The organism is Streptomyces sp. NPDC006208, assembly GCF_040613775.1.
Taxonomy (GTDB): Bacteria; Actinomycetota; Actinomycetes; order Streptomycetales; family Streptomycetaceae; genus Streptomyces.
Map to the genome: position 1 here is coordinate 48,230 of NZ_JBEXSW010000031.1, position 23,502 is coordinate 71,731.

9 protein-coding genes are annotated in these 23,502 nt (G+C 72.8%); 4 read left to right on the plus strand and 5 right to left on the minus strand.

Annotated elements, in window-relative coordinates:
- Position 1 precedes the first annotated feature (1 nt).
- On the plus strand, positions 2 to 916 hold the full coding sequence (locus tag ABZ208_RS24500; protein ID WP_356911607.1) for an AAA family ATPase: 915 nt from the start codon (positions 2 to 4) through the stop codon (positions 914 to 916).
- Here ABZ208_RS24500 and ABZ208_RS24505 read toward each other — a convergent pair.
- Positions 901 to 1,746: an AraC family transcriptional regulator gene (locus ABZ208_RS24505; protein WP_356911608.1), complete on the minus strand. Its 846-nt coding sequence runs from the start codon at positions 1,744 to 1,746 to the stop codon at positions 901 to 903. The genes ABZ208_RS24500 and ABZ208_RS24505 overlap by 16 nt on opposite strands.
- A gap of 49 nt (positions 1,747 to 1,795) precedes the next feature.
- Here ABZ208_RS24505 and ABZ208_RS24510 point away from each other — a divergent pair, with 49 nt between their 5' ends.
- From ABZ208_RS24510 to ABZ208_RS24520, 3 genes are all read left to right on the plus strand, one after another.
- Positions 1,796 to 2,269 carry a DUF2000 domain-containing protein gene (locus ABZ208_RS24510; RefSeq protein WP_356911609.1) on the plus strand — a complete coding sequence of 158 codons (474 nt, stop codon included), beginning with the start codon at positions 1,796 to 1,798 and terminating at the stop codon, positions 2,267 to 2,269.
- A 115-nt stretch (positions 2,270 to 2,384) separates the two neighbouring features.
- Positions 2,385 to 3,500 (plus strand): PP2C family protein-serine/threonine phosphatase, encoded by a 1,116-nt coding sequence (locus ABZ208_RS24515; RefSeq protein WP_356911610.1) that lies wholly within the window; start codon positions 2,385 to 2,387, stop codon positions 3,498 to 3,500.
- Between the two features lie 154 nt (positions 3,501 to 3,654).
- Positions 3,655 to 4,359, plus strand: a complete 705-nt coding sequence (locus tag ABZ208_RS24520; protein WP_356911611.1) for a TetR/AcrR family transcriptional regulator — start codon at positions 3,655 to 3,657, stop codon at positions 4,357 to 4,359.
- A gap of 23 nt (positions 4,360 to 4,382) precedes the next feature.
- On the opposite strand, the gene ABZ208_RS24525 is transcribed toward ABZ208_RS24520, so the two are convergent.
- The 4 genes from ABZ208_RS24525 to ABZ208_RS24540 all read right to left on the minus strand — a co-directional run bounded on the left by ABZ208_RS24525 (position 4,383) and on the right by ABZ208_RS24540 (position 23,378).
- Entirely contained in the window at positions 4,383 to 5,162 is a 780-nt protein-coding gene (locus tag ABZ208_RS24525) for an alpha/beta fold hydrolase (protein ID WP_356911612.1), read from the minus strand.
- Positions 5,163 to 5,225: 63 nt separating this feature from the next.
- A complete protein-coding gene (locus ABZ208_RS24530) occupies positions 5,226 to 6,362 on the minus strand; it encodes an alpha/beta fold hydrolase (RefSeq protein ID WP_356911613.1) in 1,137 nt (378 codons plus the stop codon).
- The gene (locus tag ABZ208_RS24535; RefSeq protein ID WP_356911614.1) at positions 6,359 to 8,827 is read right to left on the minus strand and encodes a thioester reductase domain-containing protein; all 2,469 of its coding nucleotides are present in this window, start codon (positions 8,825 to 8,827) and stop codon (positions 6,359 to 6,361) included. The genes ABZ208_RS24530 and ABZ208_RS24535 overlap by 4 nt, the downstream gene beginning before the upstream one ends.
- Positions 8,828 to 8,891: 64 nt before the next feature.
- Positions 8,892 to 23,378 (minus strand): SDR family NAD(P)-dependent oxidoreductase, encoded by a 14,487-nt coding sequence (locus ABZ208_RS24540; RefSeq protein WP_356911615.1) that lies wholly within the window; start codon positions 23,376 to 23,378, stop codon positions 8,892 to 8,894.
- Positions 23,379 to 23,502 lie beyond the last annotated feature (124 nt).

The window sequence follows — 23,502 nt, forward strand, 5'->3', positions numbered from 1 at the left end:
CGTGCCCGTAGTACATGTCATGACTGGGCTCCCGGCCTCGGGGAAGACGACGGCCGCGCGCCGGCTGCAGGAGGGTGCCGGGGGCCGGATGCGCCGGGTGAACCTCGACGACCTGCGGCTGATGCTCGACGTCCCGGCACCCGAGCGTGGCCGGTCGTACGCGCACGAGCAGACCGTGCTGGCGATCCAGGACGCGGCTGTGCGGGCGGCGGTCGACGGCGGCTTCGACGTCGTCGTGGACAACACCCACCTGACACCGCACATCCCCAAGCGTCTGAAGGCGGCAGTGGGCGGCCAGGCGTCCTTCGTCGTGCACGACTTCACCGATGTGGAGGTGGAGGAGTGCATACGGCGCGACGCCGGGCGGGACAGGGCTGTCGGTGAGGAGATCATCCGGATCCTGGCCGACAAGCACGCGAAAGCACGGAAGGGCGGCTGGCGGCTCACCGAGGCATGGCTGAACGACGAGCCGTCGGTGGAGCCGTACACCGCCGACCCCGCGCTGCCCTCGGCGGTGATGTGCGACATCGACGGCACACTCGCCATCAGGGGCGAGCGGGGGCCCTACGACTTCACCCGCTGCGACGAGGACCTGCTCAACGTGTCGGTGCGCGGCGCGCTGCACTCCTTCCGGCGTGCCGACGGCGATGTGATCGTCCTGCTCTCGGGCCGCGGCGAGGAGCACCGGGAGAAGACGGAGGCATGGCTGCGCCGGCACGAGGTCCCCTACGACGAGTTGTGGATGCGTGCGGCCGGCGACGGCCGCCGCGATGACGTGGTGAAGGCCGAGCTGTTCGACCGGCACGTCCGCGACCGCTTCGCGGTACGCGTCTCGCTCGACGACCGCGACCGCGTGGTCGCAGTGTGGCGCCGCATGGGTCTGCCCACGTGGCAGGTCAACTACGGCAACTTCTGACCGAGTTGCGCGGAGGTGGAGCCGGGAGAACTGACGGCCCCGGTACGGGCGTACCTGCCCGGGGTCGTGCCCACGACGCGCTTGAAGTGCCGGGTGAGGTGGGACTGGTCGTAGAAGCCGGCACAGGTCGCGACCTCGCCCGGCGGCTGTCCGTCGAGCAGCAGACGGCGGGCCAGGTCGACGCGGCGGGACGTCACGTACTGGTGGGGTGCGATGCCGAAGGCGGCGCTGAAGGAACGTACGAGATGCGTGGGGTGGGCCTGGACCAGGCGCGCGGCCTCGTCCAACGAGACACCTTCGATCAGCCGCTCGTCGAGGAGGTCACGCAGGTTCCCGGCAACGCCGCGGTCGGGCGCTGCGCCGCCGACGGCCTGCCTCGGCCGCAGGTGCTCGCGCAGGCGCTCGCTGACGAGGGCGAGACCGCTCTCCGCCTCGAATTCGTCTCCCCGGCCGGCGAGGGCCGTGTGCAGCTGTCCGACGCGTCTGCGCAGGACGGGATCCGTGAGGTCCGGGCCGTCCACCGCCGGCCCGATGAAACTCTCGTCCAGCTGCGTCATGTCGAGGTAGAGCACACGCTTGCGGAAGCCGTGAGGGGTGGCGGGTGAGCCGTTGTGCGGGACCTGCGGCGGAAGCAGGCTGACCGTGTCGTTCGGGGTACCGCGCTCGTGGCGGTCCAGGTCGTAGCGGACCGCGCCGTCGTCGACGATCAGCAGGGTCCACGCGTCGTGGACATGCATGGGGTACGCGTGCTCGGTGAAGCGGGCGTGGAAGACCTCCACGACGCCCGCGACCGGCGGGCGCCATGCAGAGACCTCCTGCCGCGGCATCACGCAAAGAACGTACAAGACGGGGAAGGCACGCACGCACGAGTCTTGAAGCATGAGAACCGACGATGAGACCGAGGCCGGGACCGGGGCCTGTGCAGGGGACGAGAACGTGCCTGTCCGCTTCGACACGAAGATCGCCGTACTGCTGCGCGACGACCTGGAGCCCTGGCAGCGGCTGAATGTGACCGCGTTCGTGGTCAGCGGGCTCGGCACGGCCTCGCCCGAGGTGATCGGCGAGCCCTACACAGACGCCGACGACACCTCGTATCTGCCGATGTTCCGCCAGCCCGTGCTGGTCTTCGAGGCGACGAAGGAGACGCTGACCGCCGCTCACTCCCGTGCGCTGTCCCGCGCGCTGCCGAGCGCCGTTTTCACCTCGGACCTGTTCGGCACCGGCAACGACCGGGACAACCGGGCGGCGGTACGTGCCGTGGGCAAGGACCGACTCGATCTGGTGGGAATGGCCGTCTACGGGCCGCGCAACGCGGTGGACAAGGTTCTCAAGGGCGCGCGGATGCACCCCTGAGCGACGCGACTCAGCGGCGACCGTCGCCATCGGGCAGTCGTCCTCGGGTCACCGCGCATGAGCTGCATGGCCCATCGGAGCTCGATGCCCACTGCACCCCGATATGATGCATTTTGTGATCACGTCCGGACAGCTGCGGCGCCGTCGTCCCTACGGCGGCCGGTGGGAAGCTGCCCTGTGGTCACCGGTGGTCCTTACCGTCCTCATCTCCGGCCTGGCGTTCTCCACACCGAGGGAGATCGCGATCAGCCGCCTCCTGCCCGTCGCACCCGCCCTCGCCGCCGCGATGTGGCCGGTGCTCCCCACCGTCCTGCTGGGGACGTTCTGCCTGCTGGTCATGATCTCCCTCAGCTTCTTCTACACCGACCTGGGGACCCCGTACACGGCGGCCGCGATCGTCGCGGTGACCGCGGCGGCGGCATACGGAAGCCATGTCCGGCGCCAGCGGGAGGAGACACTCTTCAACATCCGGCTCGTCGCCGACGCGGCGCAGAAGGTGCTGCTGCGCCCCTTGCCGCGCCGCATCGAGGGTGTCGAGCTCGAGTCGCTGTACCTGGCGGCCCAGGAGCAGGCCCGGATCGGCGGCGACTTCTACGAGGCGGCCGCCACGCCGTACGGGGTCCGGCTGCTCATCGGCGACGTACGCGGCAAGGGCCTGTCCGCGGTAGGGGCCGCCGCGGCAGTGATCGGCTGTTTCAGGGATGCCGCGTACGACGAGCCCGATCTGAGGGGCATCGTCCATCGCCTGGAGACCAGCATCACCCGCTACAGCGCCGCACACCCCACCCAGGACCTGCCGGAGCGCTTTGCCACCGCCCTCGTCGCCGAGATCCCGCACGGCGGCGCCCACGTCAGACTTCTCAACTGCGGGCATCCCCCGCCGCTGCTCGTGCACCACGGGGAGATCCGCGTCCTGGAGCCCACCACCCCTTCGCCACCCCTCAACCTCGCGACGCTCATCGGAGACCACTACTGCGTCGACACCATCGCCTTCGCCCCTGGCGACCAGCTGCTGCTCTACACCGACGGCGTAACGGAGACCCGGGACCGCACCGGCGCGTTCTTTCCGCTGCCGGACTGGATGCGGCGACAAGGCCCGGCGCCACCCCGCGAGCTGCTCGACCGGCTTCACCGGGAGCTGCTCGACTACAGCGGCGGACGGCTCGAGGACGACATCGCGGCCCTCGCCGTGCAAAGCGCGAACACCCGGGCCCAGGATCACCCCGCGTAGGCGACCGGCGGCCGTGCGGGCCGGTTGCGGTCAGCGGTGGTGCTTCCGTTCGGACTCGTCGCCGTCCTTTGCCGAAGGTCACCCATTCGCCGTCGAGCTGACCGGACTTGTCACACCCGTATCATCGCTAGCGCTGGACCGTATCATCGATCCCATGGCAGTGACCGACACGCTTCGCGCGGCGATGATCGAGGCCGCGGAGCAGCAGCTGGCGACCTCCTTTGACAACGACATCGCCACCCGGGCGGTCTGCGAGGCGGTCGGCGTGACCCAGCCCGTGCTCTACCGGCTGTTCGGCGACAAGCGCGGCCTTCTCGACGCCGTCGCCGACCACGGCTTCGAGCGCTACGCCGCGCTCAGGGCCGCGCAGGAGCAGACCGGCGACCCGGTGACAGACCTCCGTGCGGGCTGGGACGGCCACCTGGCGTTCGCGCAGGAGTACCCGGCGCTCTACCAGCTGATGTTCGCCCCTCGGCCGTGGTCCCGCTCGAAGGCCCGGGAGCGCGTGTTCGACCTGCTCGTCGCGGCACTCGTACGCTGCGCGGCCGCGGGCGCACTGACCACGGAGCCGAGGACCGCCGCCCAGCTGATCCTGTCCGCCAACGTCGGCATCGCGCTCAACCACATCGCCACACCGGCGCTCTTCGACGACCCCGCGCTCTCCCACCGCATGCGCGATGCCGTGTTCTCCCAGGTCCTCGCCGAGGCAACGGCACGCGGGGAGACCGACCCCCTGCGCAGCGCCGCCTTGCGCCTGCGCGCGCAGCTCGCCCTTGTGGGCACCACGGCCCTCGAGCCGGCCGAGACCACACTGCTCGAGCGTTGGCTCGAGCGGATCACACGATCCGGCCGACGGTGACGCGGCCGGCGCCGCTCACCACCTCATGCCCGGCCGGTCACGAACGAGTCGAGCGCCGCGGTCAGCTCCGCCGGCTTCTCCAGAGGCAGTTCATGGCCGGCATCCACGATCCGGACCACCGCGTCCGGGTAGGCCTTCGCCATCCGCAGCATCTGTGAGACGGGCAGCTGGATGTCGTGGTAGCCGTGCACCAGCAGAGTGGGCGTGCGGATCTCGCCGACCCGGTCGAGGATGTCGAAGTTCCGCATGGCGCCGTAGCACGTCATGACCACCTCCCGCGGCGTGGCCGAGGAGGCCCGGATGTACTCGCGGATCTCCTCGCGCGGGTAGCCGGGGGCGAAGGCCCGCTGGATGTTGGTGGCGACGAACAGCTTGAACGGCACCAGCGTGGATGCCGCCATCAGAAGGCCCCGCCCCCGGCTGTAGGTCATCCGGCTGATCGAGTTGACCAGCACCAGGCGCTCGACCCGCTCGGGGTGAGCGAGGGTGAGGGTCTGCGCGATCATCCCGCCCATGGAGTGGCCGACGGCTGTGAACCGGTCGACCTTCAGGTGGTCGAGGAGGGCGAGGACGTCCCCGGCCAGCTCCGCGATCGTCCGTGCCCCGGACCCGCTGCTCTCGCCGTGCCCACGCAGGTCGAGCCGGATCACCCGCCGGTTCCGGGCGAAGTGTTCCACCTGGTGGTCCCAGCGGTGCCGGTTGGCAGTCCAGCCGTGGATGAACACCAGGGGCACACCGTCACCGTCGCGCGGCCCCTCGTCGTCGTACGTCAGTGCTACGCCGTCGACATCGAGCTGCGGCATGGGGCGCCTCCTGGAGTGCGGTCCGGTTACTGGCAAGTACGGTAGTCGGCTCCGGGGCGGCCGTCACCGTCGCTTGCCGAGGAAGTCGAGGATGTGCCCGAACACATCGAGAGCCGCGCCCCGGCCGAGGAACGTGTCGAGGTGGCCGTAGCCGGGAATCTCGGTGTACGCCACGTCCAGTTGCGGCTGCCGCCGGGCGAGGACGCCGTGGCAGAGCTTCTGGGAGTCCAGCCACAGTTCGTTCTCGCTGCCCGCCAGCAGCAGGACGGCGGTGTCGATGCGGCCGGCCGCATCCAGCGCGTTCTGCGGCAGGGCCCGGTAGCGCAGGTCGCCGTCGTTCCAGCGCACCACGCTCCGGGCGAGCTCGATCCGGCGCAGATGCGGCAGGATCCACAGCGGCGCGGGGCCGAGCAGCTCCGCCAGCCGGTTGTGCGTGGCTTCGGACAGGTGCTCGTGCACGAACAGCGAGGCGCCGGTGCCCCACGCCGAGTTGTGCAGGATCTGGCACGTCGGATCCGGGCAGCTCGCCTTCCGGGAGGCCAGCGCGAACAGCGGCGTGTACTTCGACCAGAAGCCCACCTTGCGGAAGTCGACCGGCACGTGGTCGATCCGGGACTTCAGCAGCTCCCCTGCCACCGACATCCGCAGCGAGGTGCGGCCCGCGAGCTTCGGCGTCAGGAACACGCCCTGCGAGACCACCCCAGCGAGCCCGGGCACCAGCCCCGCCGCCATGCTCAGCGACAGGGTGAGCGAGCCGATGCAGTGCGCGACCACGAACAGCGGCCGGTCGCCGATGCGCTGGCGGATGTGGGAGACGGCCTCGGGGATGTCGTACAGCGCGACGTCGTCATACGTGTACTTCTGGCCGGTCTCGTTGTACGGCAGCCGGCAGCTGCCCCGCCAGTCGAGCAGCCACGGCTCGTAGCCGTCGTCGAGCAGGACGTCGACCAGGTTGCGGGTCTCGGGCAGCAGGAACATGTCGGCGGACGCGGTGTGCCCGTGCAGGAGCAGCACGGCGGGCCGGTCCGCCTCGCCGCTGTCGATCCGGGTCAGGCCGAGGCGGACGCCGTCCCCCGCCCGGAAGGGGATCTCCTCGACGGCCGCCGGATCGAGGCGGTGGTGGAGCGGGCGAAGGGCCGTGGTGGTCCTGACCTTGCGGATCATCGGCCTGGTCCGGGAGTTGGTGGTTCTGAGGATCATCGGTTGCGCTCCGTGAGGGTGGGGTTGCGGCGCAGGTCGAGCAGGTCCGCGGCGGCCCGGGCGAAGGGGCCGAGCAGGCCGCGTCCCATTTCCAGGCCGAACCAGGCGAGCCAGGTCAGCTTGGCGGCCCGCTTCTCCTGGCCGGTCAGACGCGGGTCGACCTTGATGCCGTCGATCTGGTCGCGGATGTAGCTGTCCGCGGGCACGACGACCTCGCCCGCCAGGTGGGCCGGTTCGCCCTCGCGGCCGATCTCGACACTCAGCGCGCGGGTCTGCCGCCACAGGTCGCGGCGTGCCCGGGCGTACTTGCGGCCCTCCAGCCACCAGCGTCCGCCGTCGGCGTCGCGCAACGACAGCCGGTAGCACAGGAGTTGGTGCCGCATGCCGTGCTGCTGCGGGATGCCTTCCTCGGGGCGGATCCAGACGTCGCCACGCTCCACGACCACGGGCTCGGAGTGCACTGCCGCACACCTCAACTCGCCGCTGACGTCCACCCTGCGCTCCTTCACCAGCTGGTACATGCTCGCGATGGAGAGGGTGAGCGCCATCGAGCAGGGAGTGTCGGCACCGGCGCCGACCGGGCCCACGCCGCCCTCGGTCGTCTCGGAGAACCAGAGGTACGGCTGGTCGTCCTTGTGCGGCAGCCGGGCGAGGCCGTCCCGGGCGAGCCGCTCGAACGTCCTGAGCTGCGCCTGGGTGTCGTAGCGGGCCGCGGGTTCGAGTCCGAGCGCGTCGACGAGTGCGGCGGTGCGGTCGTCGACGGCCGCCGGGCCCTTCAGCGTCGCCTCGCACAGCTTGAGGGCGGTGGGGCTTTGCAGAACCCGGCCCAGAAAGGCCAGTTCGGGCACCGGATCGGCCTCCAGGCGGGCCAGGGCGTCGGTACGCCACTCGTCCCAGTCCTGGACCCGCACATGCATGCCGCCGAGCGCCATGTCCCGTACGACGTCGTCGAGGGTGTTGGGCACGCCGGTCAGGTTGTAGTCGTAGCCCCAGGCGTCGGGTTCGCAGATGACGCCGACCGCGACCCGGCTGACCCAGTCCACCGGGGCGGCATTCAGGTAGCGGAAGGCGGGGACGGTGCGGAAGCGGCCGAAGGCCGAGGTGAGGCCGCTGCTGAGGTCCTGGGGATTGTAGGCGCCGGTCTTGGTGTGGCCGCCGATACCGCCCGGGCGCATCGCGGTGACCACCAGGCCGTGGTCGCGGGCCCGGCGCAGCGCGACCTCGGCTGCCCATTTCGTCTGGTCGTAGCCCGCGATGAGGCGGTCGACGTGGGCGAGCGGGTCGTCCTCGCCCATGGAGGGGATGCCGACCTCGTTGAAGACCGCGATCGAGGAGATGTGGTGCAGCGGCTTGGGCCGGCCCGCCGCAGCCAGTTCGGCCAGGGTCAGCGCACCGACGACATTGCTCTGCCGCAGCGACTGGTAGCCGCGCAGGAAGTCCACGGCCGCCGCCACGCCGACGACGCTGTCCAACTCGTGGGCGAGCGTGTGCCACAGGTCGTCGGACAGGCCGAGCTGCGGGCGCCGGATGTCGCCGGGGAGCGCGGTCACCCGGCGGCGGACCTCCGACGACCAGGGCAGCTCGTAGCTCTTGAGCGCCTCGCCGAGCCGGGCGACGGCCGCCTCCTCGTCGGCTGCGCGGACCAGGCAGTAGACGTGGGCGTCGCTGTGCCGCAGCAGGTCGAGGAGCATGTGGCTGCCGAGGAAGCCGGTGGCGCCGGTCAGCAGGATCCGGCGGGGCGGCAGTGGCTCGGGCGAGCCGGTCCAGGGCAGGCGGTCGGCGAGGGTGAGGTCGGCCAGGATCTGGTCGAGGTCCTCGCGGCGGGCCACGGAGTGGGGGTCGTCGGCGCTGCCGGGCAGGAGCGTGGTCGCGACCGCCGGTGGGGTGCGGGGGGCCGGGACGGGCAGCGTGCTCGGCACGGGGGCCGGGCGGGTGCCTGCGGCGGAGAGCGGGAGGGCGCCCGGGGCCGCCCAGGTGCCGGGTGCGGCGGCGGTCGGGGTCCCTGACGTGGCCGTGGTCGAGGGGACGGTCGCGATCGAAGGGACGGTCGTGGCCCCGGTGGTCTGGAGCCATCGCTGGGCGAGGCTGCGTGGCCGGGCGTCGGCGAACACGTCGTCCAGGCCGATCTCCATACCCAGCTCGCGTTCCAGCGCCGCGACGAGTTCCACGGCGCGTACAGAGGTCCCCCCGGCGTCGAAGAAGTCCGTGTCGGGAGACAGGTGCCCGTCGGGCAGATGACGGCCCGCCGCGGCGGCGACGGCGGCGGCCAGCCGGTCCACGTCCTGGGCGGCCGCGGTGGTGCCGGTACCGGACTCCGCACCTGTGGCGGTCGGCTCGGGGGCGACGGTCGTCATGACCTTGGCCAGCAGGTCGGTCACGCTGAGGCCGACCCCGCCCCGCTCGATCGACTCTCCGGTCGACCGTTGTCCGGCAAAAGCCGTCGGGTCCTCGTTCACGTCATGCATGGGAGCCCTTCATGGTGCGCGCTGTCCCTTCCGTCACTGCTGCCGAAGGCCGGAGCCGGTCCGGTCACTTTTGCTGTTCCTGTTGCCAGGAGCGGAATGCCCGCAGGTGTTCCGGTGTGACCACGGTCTCCAGACGTTCGTCGTCCTGGTCGCCGCCGCCGAGCGCGGCGAGGAGACGGCGGGCCGGTACGTTGCGCGGGGTGCGCTCCGCCGTGAGCCGGACCTTCGCGCATCCCAGCTCGTCGGCGCGGTCGGCCAGCCATTGCAGCAGGCGTTCCTCGACACCTCGGCCGAGCGCCCTGCAGCTCATCATCCAGGCCAGTACGTCGAGTTGACCGCCGTCCGGGCGGACGGCGAGCAGGCCGATCTGGCCGTAGTCGCCGAAACGGTCCCGGGCCGAGGCCGTCCACACCTCGCCGCGCTCCCGCCACCGGGCGAGATCACCGCCGTCGGCCGATCGGGCGCGGAGCGTGAACTGGTTCGTACGGCGGACGAGTTGCTCCGCCCGCTGGACATCGGCCTCGGACAGGGCCCGGATGTCGACCTCGAGTTCCAACCGGTCGAGGAACTCCTCGAAACCGGCCTGTTCGCGGATGGCGTCGCGTTCCCGCTCCTGCTCGTAGAACCCGGCCCGCAGTGAGTCCTCGGCCGTCGCCGCAGCCGGGACCAGCGGCCACAACCGGTCGAGGAACTCCTCCAGTTCAGCCGCCGGCGGGCAGGTCACCGACAGCACCTGGGGCAACGCCGACCGCACGCCCGCGATCTCCACCGGGTTGTCGTCCAGGAACAGGAAGCTGTCCGGACCGAGGTTGAGCGTGCGCGCCGCCTCGGCCAGCCGGCCCGACTTCGGGCCCCAGGTGGCGGAGAGCACACTGAAGTGCTCCGCCTTCAGCAGGCTGTCCGGGCGCCCCAGGACGGCGCGGACCGTGTCCTCGTCGTTGTTGCTGACCAGCGCCAGCAGCGCGCCCGCGGCACGCCACTGCAACAGCCTCCGCGCCAGCACGGCACGCGGACCGGTCAGGTCCACCGACTCCGGGCCGATCTCCCCGGCCACCCCGCCCCACAGGGTCTCGTCACCGTCCACCGCGATCACCTTGGGCACTGGGCGCCGTACCGCCTGTACGACCTCGGCCAGCCGCAGGGCGACCGCCGCCTGGAAGTGCGGGGTGAAGGGGAGGTGGGCCAGTTGCTCGGTCCGTTCGTCGAAGCGCTCCTCGACGGCGTGGCGCCGGGTCCAGTCGCCGGGGCGGAGCACCGCGATGCCGGGCAGCCCGGTCAGGTCGGCGGCGATCTCGCGCTCCCACCGCCCGAAGCGGTCGTCGTCGTGCGAGGACGGCAGGAAGCCGACGATCAGCGGCTTGCGGGTCCGCTCGGACAGGTTCCGCAGCGCGGCCGGGTACTCGGCGCGCAACTGGGCGAGCAGCGCGTCGTCCACCGGGCCGAACCGTTCCAGGTCCACCGCCCGCAGCAACACCACACCCACCGCCGTGGAGGGGTCGGTGAAGACACCGGAGGGGTCCCGCAGGCTCGAGAGCACCTGGTGGTAAGGGGCTTCCGCCACCGTCACTCCGCGGTCCTGCGCCCCCTCGTCGACGGCCGCTTCGCACATCTGCGGCAGGTGTCCGAGGGCGAAGGTGGCGGCGAGGGCGAGGGAGCGGCGCGGGGCGGCAGCGGGCCTGTCGGCGGCCGGGGCCTGCGCCGGGACCGGGAGCTCGGTCGGGGCCGGGGCGGCATCGACGGTCGTGCGCGTCGTACGCACCGGTGCCGTCGGATCCTCGACCGCCTCCGCGAGCAGACGCAGGAACTCCTCCGCCAGTTCGGTGGAGGTCGCCGCGTCCAGGATGTCGAGGTTGTGGTCGAGCCGGACCCGTCCCGCGTCCGGGGTCATGGTGATCATCAGGTCGAGGTCGGAGTAGCCGGTCCCGGCCGGCAGCACCTCCAGGCCTGCGAGGCGCCCTGCCGAGGAGCGTACGTAGTTGAAGTACACCTCGACGAGCGGCGCGTTCGCCCGGTACAGCCCCTGCTGGGCCAGCGTCGACAGGACGTCCGAGAACATGGCGCCCTTCGCGAGGAGCTTCTCGAGGCGGCCGTCGGTGCGGCGCAGCACCTCCTCGATCCGCTCACCCGCCCCGGCTTCCGCCGGGAACGGCACCGGCACTCCGAAGAAGCCCACCGCGTCGTACGCGTCGGCGTGGATGCGCGTGTCCACGGGTACGGCGAGCACGAAGCGCTCACGCTCCCGCGTCCGTGCCAGCAGCACGGTCAGCGTGCCGAGGCAGAAGGCTGCGGACGTGACGGCGAGCCTGCTCGCGGCCGCCGACACCCGCTCCATGAGCCCGTCGGGGATCGCCACGGTCACGCTGCCGGCCCGGTACGACCGCGCCGCGGGGCGCGGCCGGGTGAGCGTCAGGTCGAGACGGGCGCTGCCGTGGAAGGCTTCGCGCCACTCGGCCGCGCCGGTGCCCTGGCCCGTCTGCTGGGCTTCGATCAGGAGATCGATGTCCCGGTTGGTGACGTCGGAACCGAGTGAGGCACCGGACAGCTCGGCGTCGATCTCCCCCGCAACGAGCAGCAGCGACTGCAGGTCGCTCACCGCGTGGTGCGCGCCGAACACCAGGATCTGGCCCCGCGCGCCGCCGTCGAGCAGCTCGAACCGCCACAGCGGCGCCTTCGCCAGGTCGAACGGCGGCTCCAGCAACTCCCGCAACCGGTCGGCTGCGTCGAGTTCGGCCTGGGGGGCCACCGCCGTCCAGCGCAGTACGGGTCCGCTCAACTCCCGGTCCACGCACAGCTGCCGCCCTCCTTCGGCGCCGGTGACGATCGCCGTGCGAAGGGCAGCGTGCCGTCCGGCGAACCGGGTGAGGATGTCGGTGAGCGTCTCCCGGGTGACCGGCGTGGTGAGCCGTACGGCGAGGCCGATGCCATGTGCCGCGTCCGGCATGCCCGGCCGGGCACTGCGCAGCAGCCGTACGACATCGCGGGTCGCGGGCCGCAGTTCGGTCTCGGGCACCTGATGGGGGACGTCTCCCGGCCGCTCCTCGTCCCGCACCACGGAGCCCCGCTGGGGCAGGGCCGCGCCCAGGGCACGGGCGAGCTCGCGGATGTCGGACGCCGAGAAGACATCGGCGGCCGCAAGTTCGACGCCCAGATCGCGGGCGAACGCGTTGCGCAGCCGGACGAGCATGAGGGAGTCCAGGCCCAGTTCCTTCAGGGCCGAGGTCGCGGAGACGTCCACGACGCCTCCGGAGACGTCACCCACCCTGGCCCGTACGTACGCTTCGAGCCATGCGGCGCGGTCGTGGTCCGTCGTCGCCTCGAACACCTTGGTGACGAGGTCGTCGGAGACCGCCGTACCCGTCGGGACGGTGACCAGGTCGCCCAGGATCGGGCGGGTCCGCGCCGCGTCCGGGACGAGCGCCAGCATCTCCCAGTCCAGGGCGATGGGTGCGAGCTGGCGGCGGGCCGTGGCGAGCACCCGCTCGAACAGCTCGCCGCCGTCCTGCGGGGAGAAGGCGACCAGCCCCGACCGGCTGGTCTCGGCGGCCCTGGCAGCGGACTCGGAGACCATGCCGACGCCCGTCCAGGCACCCCAGTCGAGGCTCAACGCCCGGCGGTCGCCACGGGAGAGGTGGTGCGCCCAGGCGTCCAGGAAGGCGTTCGCCGCCGAGTACGGGCTCTGCCCGGCCGAGCCGAGGAGACCTGCCGCCGAGGCGAACAGGACCATGTTCCCGGCTTCCGGGATCAGCTCGGTGAGCAGGGTGGTGCCCAGGACCTTGGGGGCGAGGACACGCAGGACACGTTCGTCCGTCAGGTTCGCCATCGTGGCGTCGTCGAGCACACCGGCCGCGTGGACGACGGCGGCGATCGGGCCGGCGTCCCGTCGTACGGCGTCCAGGGCGGCGGTCAGGCCGTCACGGTCGGCGACGTCGGCGCGGGCGAGGTGCACGGTGACGCCGCGCGCCTCGAGGCCCTGGAGCCAGCTCGCGGTGTCGGCGTCGGGCGTGCCCCGGCTCAACAGGGCCAGTCGGCGGGCGCCGCGGCGGACCAGTCGCTCGGCGACGACGCGGCCGAGGCCGCCCAGACCACCGGTGATCAGGTGCACACCGTCCGGGGTGATCTCGCCGTGGCCGCCGTCGTCGGGACGGGTGCGGGCCAGGCGCGGCACCAGACGGCCCGACTCCCGCAGTGCGACGAGCCGTTCGTCGTCCGCGTGCCGCAACTGCGTCCACAGGGCGTCCACGCCGTCCTTGGACGGCAGGTCGATCAGCGTGGTCGACAGTTCCGGGTGCTCCTGCGCAACCGTGAGGCCGAAGCCCCAGGCGAGGGCCTGCTGAGGGTGCGTCACCTGCGTGCTGTCACCGGCGGCCTGGCTGCCCCGTACGACGACGAACAGGCGGGGGGCCCGGCCGTGCGCGCGGTCGGCGAGCGTCCGTACCAGGTGCAGGGTGCTCAGGCAGCACAGGCGGGCCGCCTCCCGGGCCGTACCGGCATCCTCGATCGAGGGAGCGTCGAGTGCGGACAGCTGGACCACCTGCTCGGGCCCTCCGTCCGCGAATGCCTCGTCGAGGAGGCGGGCCAGGTGCTGTGGATCGGCCGGGTCGAGGACGTAGCGGCCGGGGCCCTCGACGCCGAACGAGTCGCCCCTGCGCGCTATCACATACGGCACCGTGGAACCCAGCCGCTCACCGAGTTCGGCGGCCACGCCCGTCTCGTCGGCCAGGATCAGCCAACTGCCGTGGGCGGGCGGTTCCTGCGCGACGGGGCGTGGCTGCCAGCGGGTCTCGAAGAGCGCGCCGTCGAGCGGCGAGAGCGCTGCGAGCTCGAACTCCTCCGCCTCCAGCACCAGTTGCTCGTTCTCGTCCCATAGTCGCAGGTCCAGGGTCGCGGTGTCGCCCTCCACGGAACGCAGCCGGCAGGTCACCCACGCCGGCATGGTGCGCAGCCCGGTGAACCGCAGCCGTCCGACGCCGGCGGGCACGAACGCCCGGCCCTCGGGCGCCGCGCCCGGCAGGGCGGCAGTGTGGAACGCGGCGTCGAGGACCGCGGGGTGCAGCAGATGACCGGCGGCGGGCTTCGGGGCCAGCCGGGCGAGCGCCGCACCGTCCGTGCGGTGACCCTCCTCAAGGCCCCGGAACGCGGGACCGTAGTCGATGCCCAGGGCGGCGAGCCCGGCGTAGACGCCCGACAGCTCGACCTCTTCGTCGCACTGCTCGCGTAGTGCGCCGAGCTGCTCGCCGGCACCGGGCGCAGGCTCGGCGGCAATGACGGCGACGCGTCCGCCGACGTGCCGCTCCCACGGCGCACGCCGCTCGCCGGCGACCGTCGAGGCGATGGCGAAGTCCCTGAAACCGTCCACCGCGGGCCGCAGGACCAGTTGCAGCCGTACGGGCCGGTCCGCGTCCAGACACAGCGGCTGTACGAACCTGACGTCGGCCAGCCGCGCTTCCCCGCCGCCCTGCAACGCGGCAGCGGCCTCCAGCGCCATGGTGAGGAAGGCGGCGCCGGGCAGCCAGACCTCGCCGGTGACGCGGTGGTCGGTCAGATAGTCGAAGCGGCTGTCGCGCAGGTCGATGTCGGTCTGGAAGATGTGCCGGTCGGGCTCGTCGCTGGCCTCGACGTGCGTGCCGAGCAGCGGCGAGGCGCCGCCCGCCGGGGAGGCCGGGGCGGGAGCGAGCCAGTGGCGTTCGCGGGCGAAGGCGTAGGTGGGCAGGTCGGTCCGGCGGCCCCTCGGGAACAGCACCGACCAGTCGGGGGTGTGCCCGGCCGCGTACAACTCCCCCAGCCTGCGCAGCAGAACGTCGCGCCCGTCCTGCTGTCGGCGCAGCGAGCCGACGCTGACCGCGTCGATCCCGGCCTCGGCCGCCACGGCTTCGATCGACGCACCGAGCGACGGGTGCGGGCTCAGCTCGACGAAGTAGCGGTAGCCGTCGTCCAGCATCCGGCGGATGGTGTCCGCGAAGCGGACGGGTTGCCTGAGGTTGGCGAACCAGTACCCGGCATCCAGCCGGTCACCGGGCACGGGTTGGGCCAGTACCGCCGAATACAGCGGGGTCGGCGTCCGCATGCCCCGGATGCCGGAGAACCGGCCGAGCAGTTCCTCACGGAGCGGTTCCATCAAGGGTGTGTGAGAGGCGAACGGCGTCGACAGCGGCCGTACGCGGACTCCCTGCTCGTCGAGGTGCCGGCGCAGCTCGGCCAGCGCGTCGGCATCGCCGGAGACGGCCGTGGAGTGCGCGCTGTTGACCGCCGCGACGAACAGCCGGTCCGCGTACGGCTCGAGCAACCTCTCGACGTCCGTGCGCGGCAGTTCCACGGCCAGCATGCCGCCCTGTCCGACCACAGGTACGACCGCCTGGGCGCGCCCGGTCACCACGGCCACGGCGTCGTCCAGAGTGAGGGCGCCCGCGCTGTACGCGGCGGCGATCTCGCCCAGGCTGTGCCCGACCACGGCGTCCGCGGCGATGCCGAGCGCACGCCAGGCGGCGGCCAGTGACGCGTTGACCGCGAACAGCACCGGCTGCAGGAACTCGGTCCGGTCCAGCGGGGAGAATTCCTCCGGCGCCCGCAGCACGTTGAGCACCGACCATCCGACGTGACGGCGCATTGCCTCGTCGATCCGTGCCATTTCCTTGCGGAACGCGTCCGACCCGGCAAACAACTCGATGGCCATGCCCGGCCATTGGCCGCCGTGCCCGGCGAAGACGAACGCCACCTTGCCCGTCTGCTCCTCACGGAGCGGCGCAAGAGGCATCCGTCCGGCCGCCAGTGCGTCGAGATGGGCCAGCAGTTCGTCCCGGTCACCCGCCACGATCCCCGCACGCCGTTCGAAGTGGCTGCGGTGGTGCGCCAGGGTGTGGGCGACGTCCGGCAGTGCGGCGTCCTCGGTCACGTACCGGGCCAGCCGCGCAGCCTGCCCCCGCACGGCGGCCTCACTGCGCCCGGACAACACGAACAGCCGCTTTTCCGGCGTGACGTCGTCCTGCGGCTCCGCCTCGGCCGCTGGGGCCTCCTCCACGATCACATGCGCGTTGGTTCCGCTGATCCCGAAGGCGCTCACTCCGGCACGGCGTACGCGCTCCCCCGACGACGGCCAGGCGACCTCTTCCTGCAGCAGGTGCAGCCCACTGTCGTCCCAGTCGACGTGGCGGCTGGGCGTGCCGGCGTGCAGGGTGCGGGGCAGGGCCCGGTGGCGCAGCGACTGCACCACCTTGATCAGCCCGATCACGCCCGAAGCCGCCTGCGCATGGCCGATGTTGGACTTGAGCGAGCCCAGGTACAGCGGCCGGCCGTGCGGACGCGAGTCGCCGAAGACCTCCGACAGGGCGTTCGCCTCGATCGGGTCGCCCAGCGTCGTGCCCGTTCCGTGCGCCTCGACGTAGTCGATGTCGGCGGGCCCCAGCCCTGACTGCTCAAGGGCTCGCCGGATCACCTGCTCCTGGGCCGGACCGTTCGGTGCGGACAGTCCCTGGCTGCGGCCGTCCTGGTTGACGGCCGTGCCGCGCAGCACGGCCAGCACCTCGTCACCGTCCCGCCGCGCGTCACTCAGCCGCTTCAGTACGACCATGCCCGCGCCCTCGGCCCAGATGGCGCCGTCGGCTTCGTCGGAGAAGGAGCGGCAGCGGCCGGTCGGCGACAGGCCCCGCAGCCGGCTGAACTCCACGAAGGTCCCCGGCGTCACCATCACGGTCACGCCGCCGGCGAGGGCCAGATCGCACTCGCCCGACCGCAGCCCTTGCGCCGCCAGGTGGAGCGCCACCAGCGACGACGAGCACGCCGTGTCGACCGTCAGCGCGGGGCCTCCCAGCCCCAGCGCGTAGGCGAGCCGGCCCGAGGCCACGCTGAGCGCCGAGCCGGTGCCGACGTACCCGTCCAGCTGGTCGAGCCGGGTGCCCGCCAGGTAGTCGCTACCGAACATCCCGACATACACACCGGTGCTGCTCCCCGCCAGCTCGGCGGGCACGATCCCGGCGCGCTCCAGTGCCTCCCACGCCGTCTCCAGGAGCAGCCGCTGCTGCGGGTCCATGGCGGCCGCTTCCCGCGGTGTGATCCCGAAGAACCCCGCGTCGAAGGACTCGAGGTCCTCCAGGAAGCCGCCTTCCCGGGCGTACGACTTGCCCATGACCTCCGGGTCGGGGTCGTACAGGGACTCCACGTCCCAGCGTCCCGCCGGGAACGGGCCCACCGCGTCGCGGCCCTCCGCGACCAGGTGCCACAGGCCCTCCGGATCGTTCACGCCGCCCGGCAGACGGCATGCCATGGCCACCAGGGCCACCGGCTCGTCGGACGCCCGCGTCGCCGGTGCCTGCGTGCGGGTCTGCTGCGTGCGGGTCTGCTGCGTGTGGGGAGCGGTCCGGCGGGTTGTACGGCCGCCGGTCGCGAGCGCGGTGGTGAGCAGGTACTCGGCGAGCCGGGCCGCAGTGGGGTGGTCGAACAGCAGGGTGGCGGGGAGCTTGGTGCCGATGCGGGTGCCGATGCGGTTACGGAGTTCCATGGCCGTCATCGAGTCCATGCCGAGTTCGCGCAGTGGCCGGTCGGGGCGGACGGACTCCGCCGAGCGCAGGCCGAGGGCGCGGGACGCCTCCTCGCGGACCAGGGCCAGGACGCGTTCGGAGCGTTCGGCCTCCGGCAGCCGGGCCAGGCGGTCAGCCAGGCCGTCCCCGCCGTCCTGGGCGGTGCGGGGCGCAGGCAGCAGCGAGCGCCACAGCGCTCCCGCCGTGCTGCCTGCGGCGGCCGTGGACTCGCGCAGGCGGGGCAGGTCCAGGGCCCAGGCGACCAGGTGCGGTGCTCCCCGCCGCAGGGAGAGTTCCACGAGCTCGCGGCCCTGATCGGGGGTGAGGGCGCGGTGGCCGAGGCGGGCCATCCGCTCCAGGTCGGCATGTTCGGCGGCGAGGCCCTCGCCCGCCCAGGCACCGAAGGAGACCGAGACGCCGGGCAGGCCCAGAGCCCGCCGGTGGTGGGCCAGTTGGTCCAGGAAGACGTTGGCCGCCGCGTAGTTGCTCTGGCCCGCGTTGCCGAGGACGCCGGCGGCCGAGGAGACCAGCAGGAAGAGGTCGAGCGGCGCGTCGGCGGTGAGCCGGTGCAGGTGGGCGGCGCCGTCGACCTTGGGGCGCAGCACCTGCGCAAGGCGTTCGGGCGTCAGCTCGGCGACCATGCCGTCGGCCAGGACGCCGGCGCAGTGCACGACGCCGCGCAGCGGCAACTCGTCGCCGATACGGCCGAGTACGCCGGCCAGGGCCGCCTCGTCCGCGATGTCGCACGCCGCGACCTCGACCTCGGCGCCGAGCGCGGTCAGTTCCGCGGTGACCTCCGCGGTACGCGGGTCCTGGGCACCCTGACGTGACGTCAGCAGCAGACGCGGGACGCCGTGTGCGGCGAGGAGCCGGGCGAGGTGCCGGCCGACCGCGCCCAGACCGCCGGTGATCAGCACCGTGCCGTCGGTGGGCACCAGGGTGGGGCGGCCGACCAGGTCGAGGACGAGGGGGCCGCCGGATGCGGTCCGCCGCCGTATCGCCTCGCGCGCGGCGGTGACGGGCAGGACCTGGGGACGGACGGGGCGCGTCTGCCCGGCCGCGGCCGACGCGACAGCCGCACGCAGGGCCGCCCCGAGCTGTTCACGGCCTGGCACGGCGCCTTCGGCGGCAACGGCGTGCACGGCGCCCAGGGCGGCCGCGGCGGTGAACGGCAGCTCGTCGGGGAGCACCGCGACCAGCCGCGCGTCGGCGATCGCCTCGGAGCCGGGTGCGGTGTCGGCGAGGGCGACGACCCGCAGGCCGGGGGCGAGTCCCTCGACGCCGGGGCCGACCTCGGTGAGCACACCGGCGCACGCGGCGCGCAGCACCTCGTCACCGGGGACGAGGTCCGTGATGGGCTGCACGGCGACAGCGTGCCCCTGGATCCTCACCTGGCCGGCGACCAGGGTCCGGGGTGCCACGGGGCGCAGGCTGGGATCCGTCGGGAGGCCGGTCAGCTCGTAGCAGTCCCCGGCCGGGATCCGCAGCGCATCCCGGGCGCGGGCGCGCACCAGTCGCGGAACGAGCAACGTGCCTGCACGGAAAGCGAGTTCGGGCTCGTCGGCGTACGCGACGGCAGCCGTCAGCGCGCCTGCGGGTCCGGAGCCGTCGAGGTCGAGGTCGAGGTCGAGCAGAGTCAGCCCGAGGTCCGGGTGTTCGGTGCGGGCGCTGCGGGCCAGGCCCCAGAGCACCGACTGGGCGAGGCCGGGCACCGTGTCTTCGTCGTCGGCGGCGACGGCGCCGTGGGTCACCCACACGGTCCGGGCCGGCGCCTCTTCCGGCGGGAGAGCGATGAGCGTCCGCAGTTCGGCCAGTGCCGTGGCCGCGAACTCACTTGCTGCGACGGCCGGTTCGGTCTCCTTCGCCGATTGCGGCCAGAACCGTACGAGGATCTCGGCGCCCGTCTCGCGCGTCTGGATCCCCGCCTCTTCGAGGCCTCGCAGGGCCGCGGTGACCTCCGGGTCCGACCGGTCGCCGATGACGGCCCACTCCGCGCCCGGCGCCCCGGTGGGCACTTCGGGTGCGGCCGTCCACGCCACCTCGTACAGGTGACGGCCGTTCTCCGAGCCGCCGTTCAGGTCTGCCGGGTCCGCGGCGCGCAGCCGTACACCCTCCAGCCGGCCTGCCGGGAGGCCGTCGGCGTCCCAGAGCGTCACGTCCAGTGTGAGGTCCGTGCCGGAGCCGCCGGTCCGCCGTACGGACGCCGTGAGGTCGGTCGCGCCGCCGGGCGGCAGGACGCAGCGGCCCACCGCGACCGGCAGCAGCACACGGCCGTCGGACGCGTCGAACGCGGCGGCCACGTGCAGCGCGGCGTCCAGCAGCGCCGGATGGACCGGGTACGGGTCGGCCACATCGCGGGCCGCGGACGGCAGCGAGAGCCGGGCCAGCAGCGCGCCGTCCCCGGTCGTGGCAGCCGACTGCACGCCCTTGAAGGCCGGGCCATAGCCGAGACCGAGCGCGGTCAGCCGCTCGTACGTCCGCGGGCTCCAGGCCTCCTCGGCCGTCTGTGGCCACTCCGGCGGCCGGCCCGTCCTCACCTCGTCGGGCCCGGCCGCCGACGCGGTGGCGTGCAGGGTCCAGCCCGCGGCCTCCTGGCCGCGCGGACGGCTGTGCACGGTGATCTCCGGCCGGGGACCGGCGGTGACCGCCTCGACGGACACCTCGACCGTGCCCGACGCGGGCAGGGTGAGGGGCGCAAGGAGGAGCAGGTCGGTGACGTCACCCGGGTCGTCCGGACGGGCCACGGCGAGCGCGGCGCGGCACAGCTCCATCAGGGTCGTGCCGGAGACCACGGTCCGCCCGAACACGGTGTGGTCGGGCAGCCAGTGGGCGGTGGCCGGGGACCACTCGTTGCGGAACGTCCAGCGGGTCTCGTCCGCCGACTGCAGTTGGATGCCGAGCAACGGGTGCGCCGCGCGGTCGAAGAGCCCAGGAGCGCCGGCGGCGGACTCGGGCTCGATCCAGTGGCGCTGCGGATCCCAGGCGTACGTCGGCAGGTCCACCGTCCCGGTGTCGGCCACCAGGCGGCGCCAGTCGACCGGCCGTCCGTGGACATGGAGTTCGGCGGCGGCCCGGTCCAGGCAGGCGGCCCCTTCCTCGTCGCGGCGGAGCGAGCCGACGGCGACCAGGTCGTGGACCGGGTCCCCGGCGTCTTCGGCGACGGTGCGCAGGGCCGTGAGCAGGGAGGGGTGGGGGCTCAGTTCGACGAAGCAGCGGTAGCCGTCGGCGACCATGCGCTCCACGGTGGGCCCGAAGCGGACGGGTTCACGCAGGTTGGTGTACCAGTATTCGGCTTCCAGTTCCTCGGTGACCGGCTCGCCGGTGACCGAGGAGTACCAGGCGACGGAGGTCGGACAGGTGAGGACGCCGTCGAGTTCGTCGAGGATCGTCGCGCGCACCGGCTCGACCTGGGCGCTGTGGGAGGCGTAGTCGACGTCGAGCCGGCGGACGAACACCTGCTCCCGGTCGAGGTCGGCAAGCAGGGCTTCCAGGGCCTCCACTTCACCGGCGATCACCGTCGAGCGGCCGCTGTTCACGGCGGCGAGGGACACCCGGCCGCCGAGGCCGGCGAGGCGGGCCTCGACCTCGGTGTGCGGCAGAGCGACGACGGCCATGGTGCCGGTGCCGGACAGCCCGGTCAGGGCCTGGCTGCGCAGGGCGACCACCGCGGATGCGTCGTTGAGGCTGAGCGCCCCGGCGACGCAGGCCGCGGCGACCTCGCCCTGGCTGTGCCCGATGACGGCGTCCGGGCGTACGCCACGGGCCCGCCACACGGCGGCCAGGGACACCATCACGGCGAAGAGGACCGGCTGGACGACGTCCACACGGTCCAGAGGCGGGGCGCCCGCGTCACCGCGCAGGACGGCCGCCACCGACCAGGTGGTGAACGGGCGCAGGGCGGCATCACACCGGTCGAGTTCGTCGGCGAACACCGGCGAGCGGTCCAGCAGATCGCGGGCCATGCCCGCCCATTGAGCGCCCTGGCCGGGGAAGACGAAGGCCAGCTTGCCCGGTGAAACGGTCCGCCCAGGGCCGACGACCATGTCGGCGTCGGACTGCCCCTCGGCAATCCCGCGCAACGCCGTGAGCAGTTCGCCGCGGTCGCCCGCCTGGACGACGGCTCGGTGCTCGAAATGCGTACGGTGATGGGTCAGGGTCCCGGCCACGTCAGTCAGCGGCAACTGCGGTTGTGCTGTGAGCAGTTCGAGGAGCCGGCCAGCCTGTCCCCGGAGGGCGGGGAGGGTGCGCGCGGAGAGCGGGAAGAGGGTCCTACCGGACAGTTCCGCGGTGAGCCCTCCGGCAATCGGCCTTCCGGCAGCCGGCGCTTCTGCAGTCGGCTCTCCGGCAGTGTCGGGCTCGGGGGCCGGATGCTGGGTGGGCGGCTGCCGGACGGGCGTCGGCGTGCCGGCCTGCCGCGCCAGGTCGTCGGGCGCCTCCTCCAGCACCACATGAGCGTTCGTGCCGCTGATCCCGAACGCGCTCACCCCGGCCCGCCGCACCCGGTCGCCGCCCCGCGGCCATGCCTGGGCGGTGCTGTGCACACGCAGGCCGCCGCCCGTCCAGTCGATGTGCTCGGTCGGGGTCTCGGCGTGCAGCGATGCCGGAAGCCGCTCGTGGCCGAGGGCCAGGACCGTCTTGATGACGCCGCCGATGCCCGCCGCGGCCTGGGTGTGACCGATGTTGGACTTCAGGGAGCCGACGCCGAGCGGCCGGTCGGCGGGGCGCCCCGGTCCGAAGACGGTGGCGAGCGCGCGGCCCTCGATGGGGTCGCCGAGCCGTGTGCCCGTGCCGTGTGCCTCGACATGGTCCAGGTCGTCCGGCCGGAGCCCGGCGGCGTCCAGGGCGGCGCGCAGTACCCGCTCCTGCGCCGGGCCGTTCGGGGCGCTCAGGCCCTGGCTCCGGCCGTCCTGGTTGATCGCCGACCCCTTGAGGACCGCGAGGACCCGGTCCCCGTCCCGGCGGGCGTCCGCGAGCCGCTTGAGCAGCACGAGACCGCAGCCCTCGGCCCACACCACACCGTCCGCGTCGGCCGCGAACGGGCTGCACCGCCCGGACGGAGACAGCCCGCGCAGCCTGCTGAACTCGACGTGTCCGCGCGGCGTCACCATCAGCGTCGCGCCGCCCGCCAGCGCGAGGTCGCACTCGCCGCCCGCCAACGCCCGCGCGGCCAGGTGCAGGGCCACGAGGGAGGAGGAGCAGGCGGTGTCGACGGTCACCGCCGGGCCCTGGAGACCGAGGGTGTAGGCGATGCGACCGGAAGCGACGCTGGACGCCGAGCCGGTGCCGACGTGCCCGTCGAGCTGGCCCAGTCCGGCCGAGGCGAGGTATCCGCTCTCGTACAGGCCGATGTAGACGCCCGTGGAGGTGCCGTTCAGCGTCTGAGGGACGATCCCTGCACGCTCGATCGTCTCCCAGGTGGTCTGCAGCAGCAGCCTCTGCTGTGGGTCCATGGCCGCGGCCTCGCGCGGCGAGATCCCGAAGAAGGGCGCGTCGAAGCGGTCGATGTCGGCCAGGAAGCCGCCGCGCAGGGTGTACGCCTTGCCGGTGGCCTCCGGGTCGGGGTCGTAGAGCCCCTGGGTGTCCCAACGGCCCGCGGGGACCTCGGTGATGGCGTCCTCGCCCGCGGCCAGCAGCCGCCACAGCGCCTCGGGGTCGTCGGCGCCGCCGGGGAAACGACAGGCCATGGAGACGATGGCGATGTCGCCGTCCGTCCGCTCCGGCGGGTTCGCCGGCGCCGGGTCCGCCGTCACGGCGCCGGCGGGCCTGTCGTCGAGGACCGCATCCGTGATCGCCGCGACCGTGGGGTGGTTGAAGACGAAGGACGGCTCCAGGGGACGGCCGATGTGCCCGGAGAGCCGTGCGGCCAGCGTCACCAACTGGCGTGAACCCAGGCCGAATTCGGCAATGGGCCGCTCAATGTCGACGGCTGCCGGGTCGAGTCCGGCCTCCGCGGCGACAGCCGACGCCAGCCAGGCCCGCACGCCCTCGGAAGTCGTGTCGGACATCGCGGGGAACTGCTTCGGGGACTCGCTCGCAGGCATCTGGAAAGGTGTCCTCGTGAAGTCGGGCTCAGGCGGTTTCCGTACGACCGGCACGGCTGGTACGCCCCCGGTGTACGGCGGACCCGGCGACGTACAACCGTGGAGCCGGCGTACGACCGGTACG

What these genes read in the sequence shown, in the direction of transcription:
- ABZ208_RS24535 (WP_356911614.1), bottom strand. Translation starts at nt 8,827, where the DNA reads ATGCATGACGTGAACGAGGACCCGACGGCTTTTGCCGGACAACGGTCG.
- ABZ208_RS24525 (WP_356911612.1), bottom strand. Translation starts at nt 5,162, where the DNA reads ATGCCGCAGCTCGATGTCGACGGCGTAGCACTGACGTACGACGACGAG.
- ABZ208_RS24540 (WP_356911615.1), bottom strand. Translation starts at nt 23,378, where the DNA reads ATGCCTGCGAGCGAGTCCCCGAAGCAGTTCCCCGCGATGTCCGACACG.
- ABZ208_RS24530 (WP_356911613.1), bottom strand. Translation starts at nt 6,362, where the DNA reads ATGATCCTCAGAACCACCAACTCCCGGACCAGGCCGATGATCCGCAAG.
- ABZ208_RS24520 (WP_356911611.1), top strand. Translation starts at nt 3,655, where the DNA reads ATGGCAGTGACCGACACGCTTCGCGCGGCGATGATCGAGGCCGCGGAG.
- ABZ208_RS24510 (WP_356911609.1), top strand. Translation starts at nt 1,796, where the DNA reads ATGAGAACCGACGATGAGACCGAGGCCGGGACCGGGGCCTGTGCAGGG.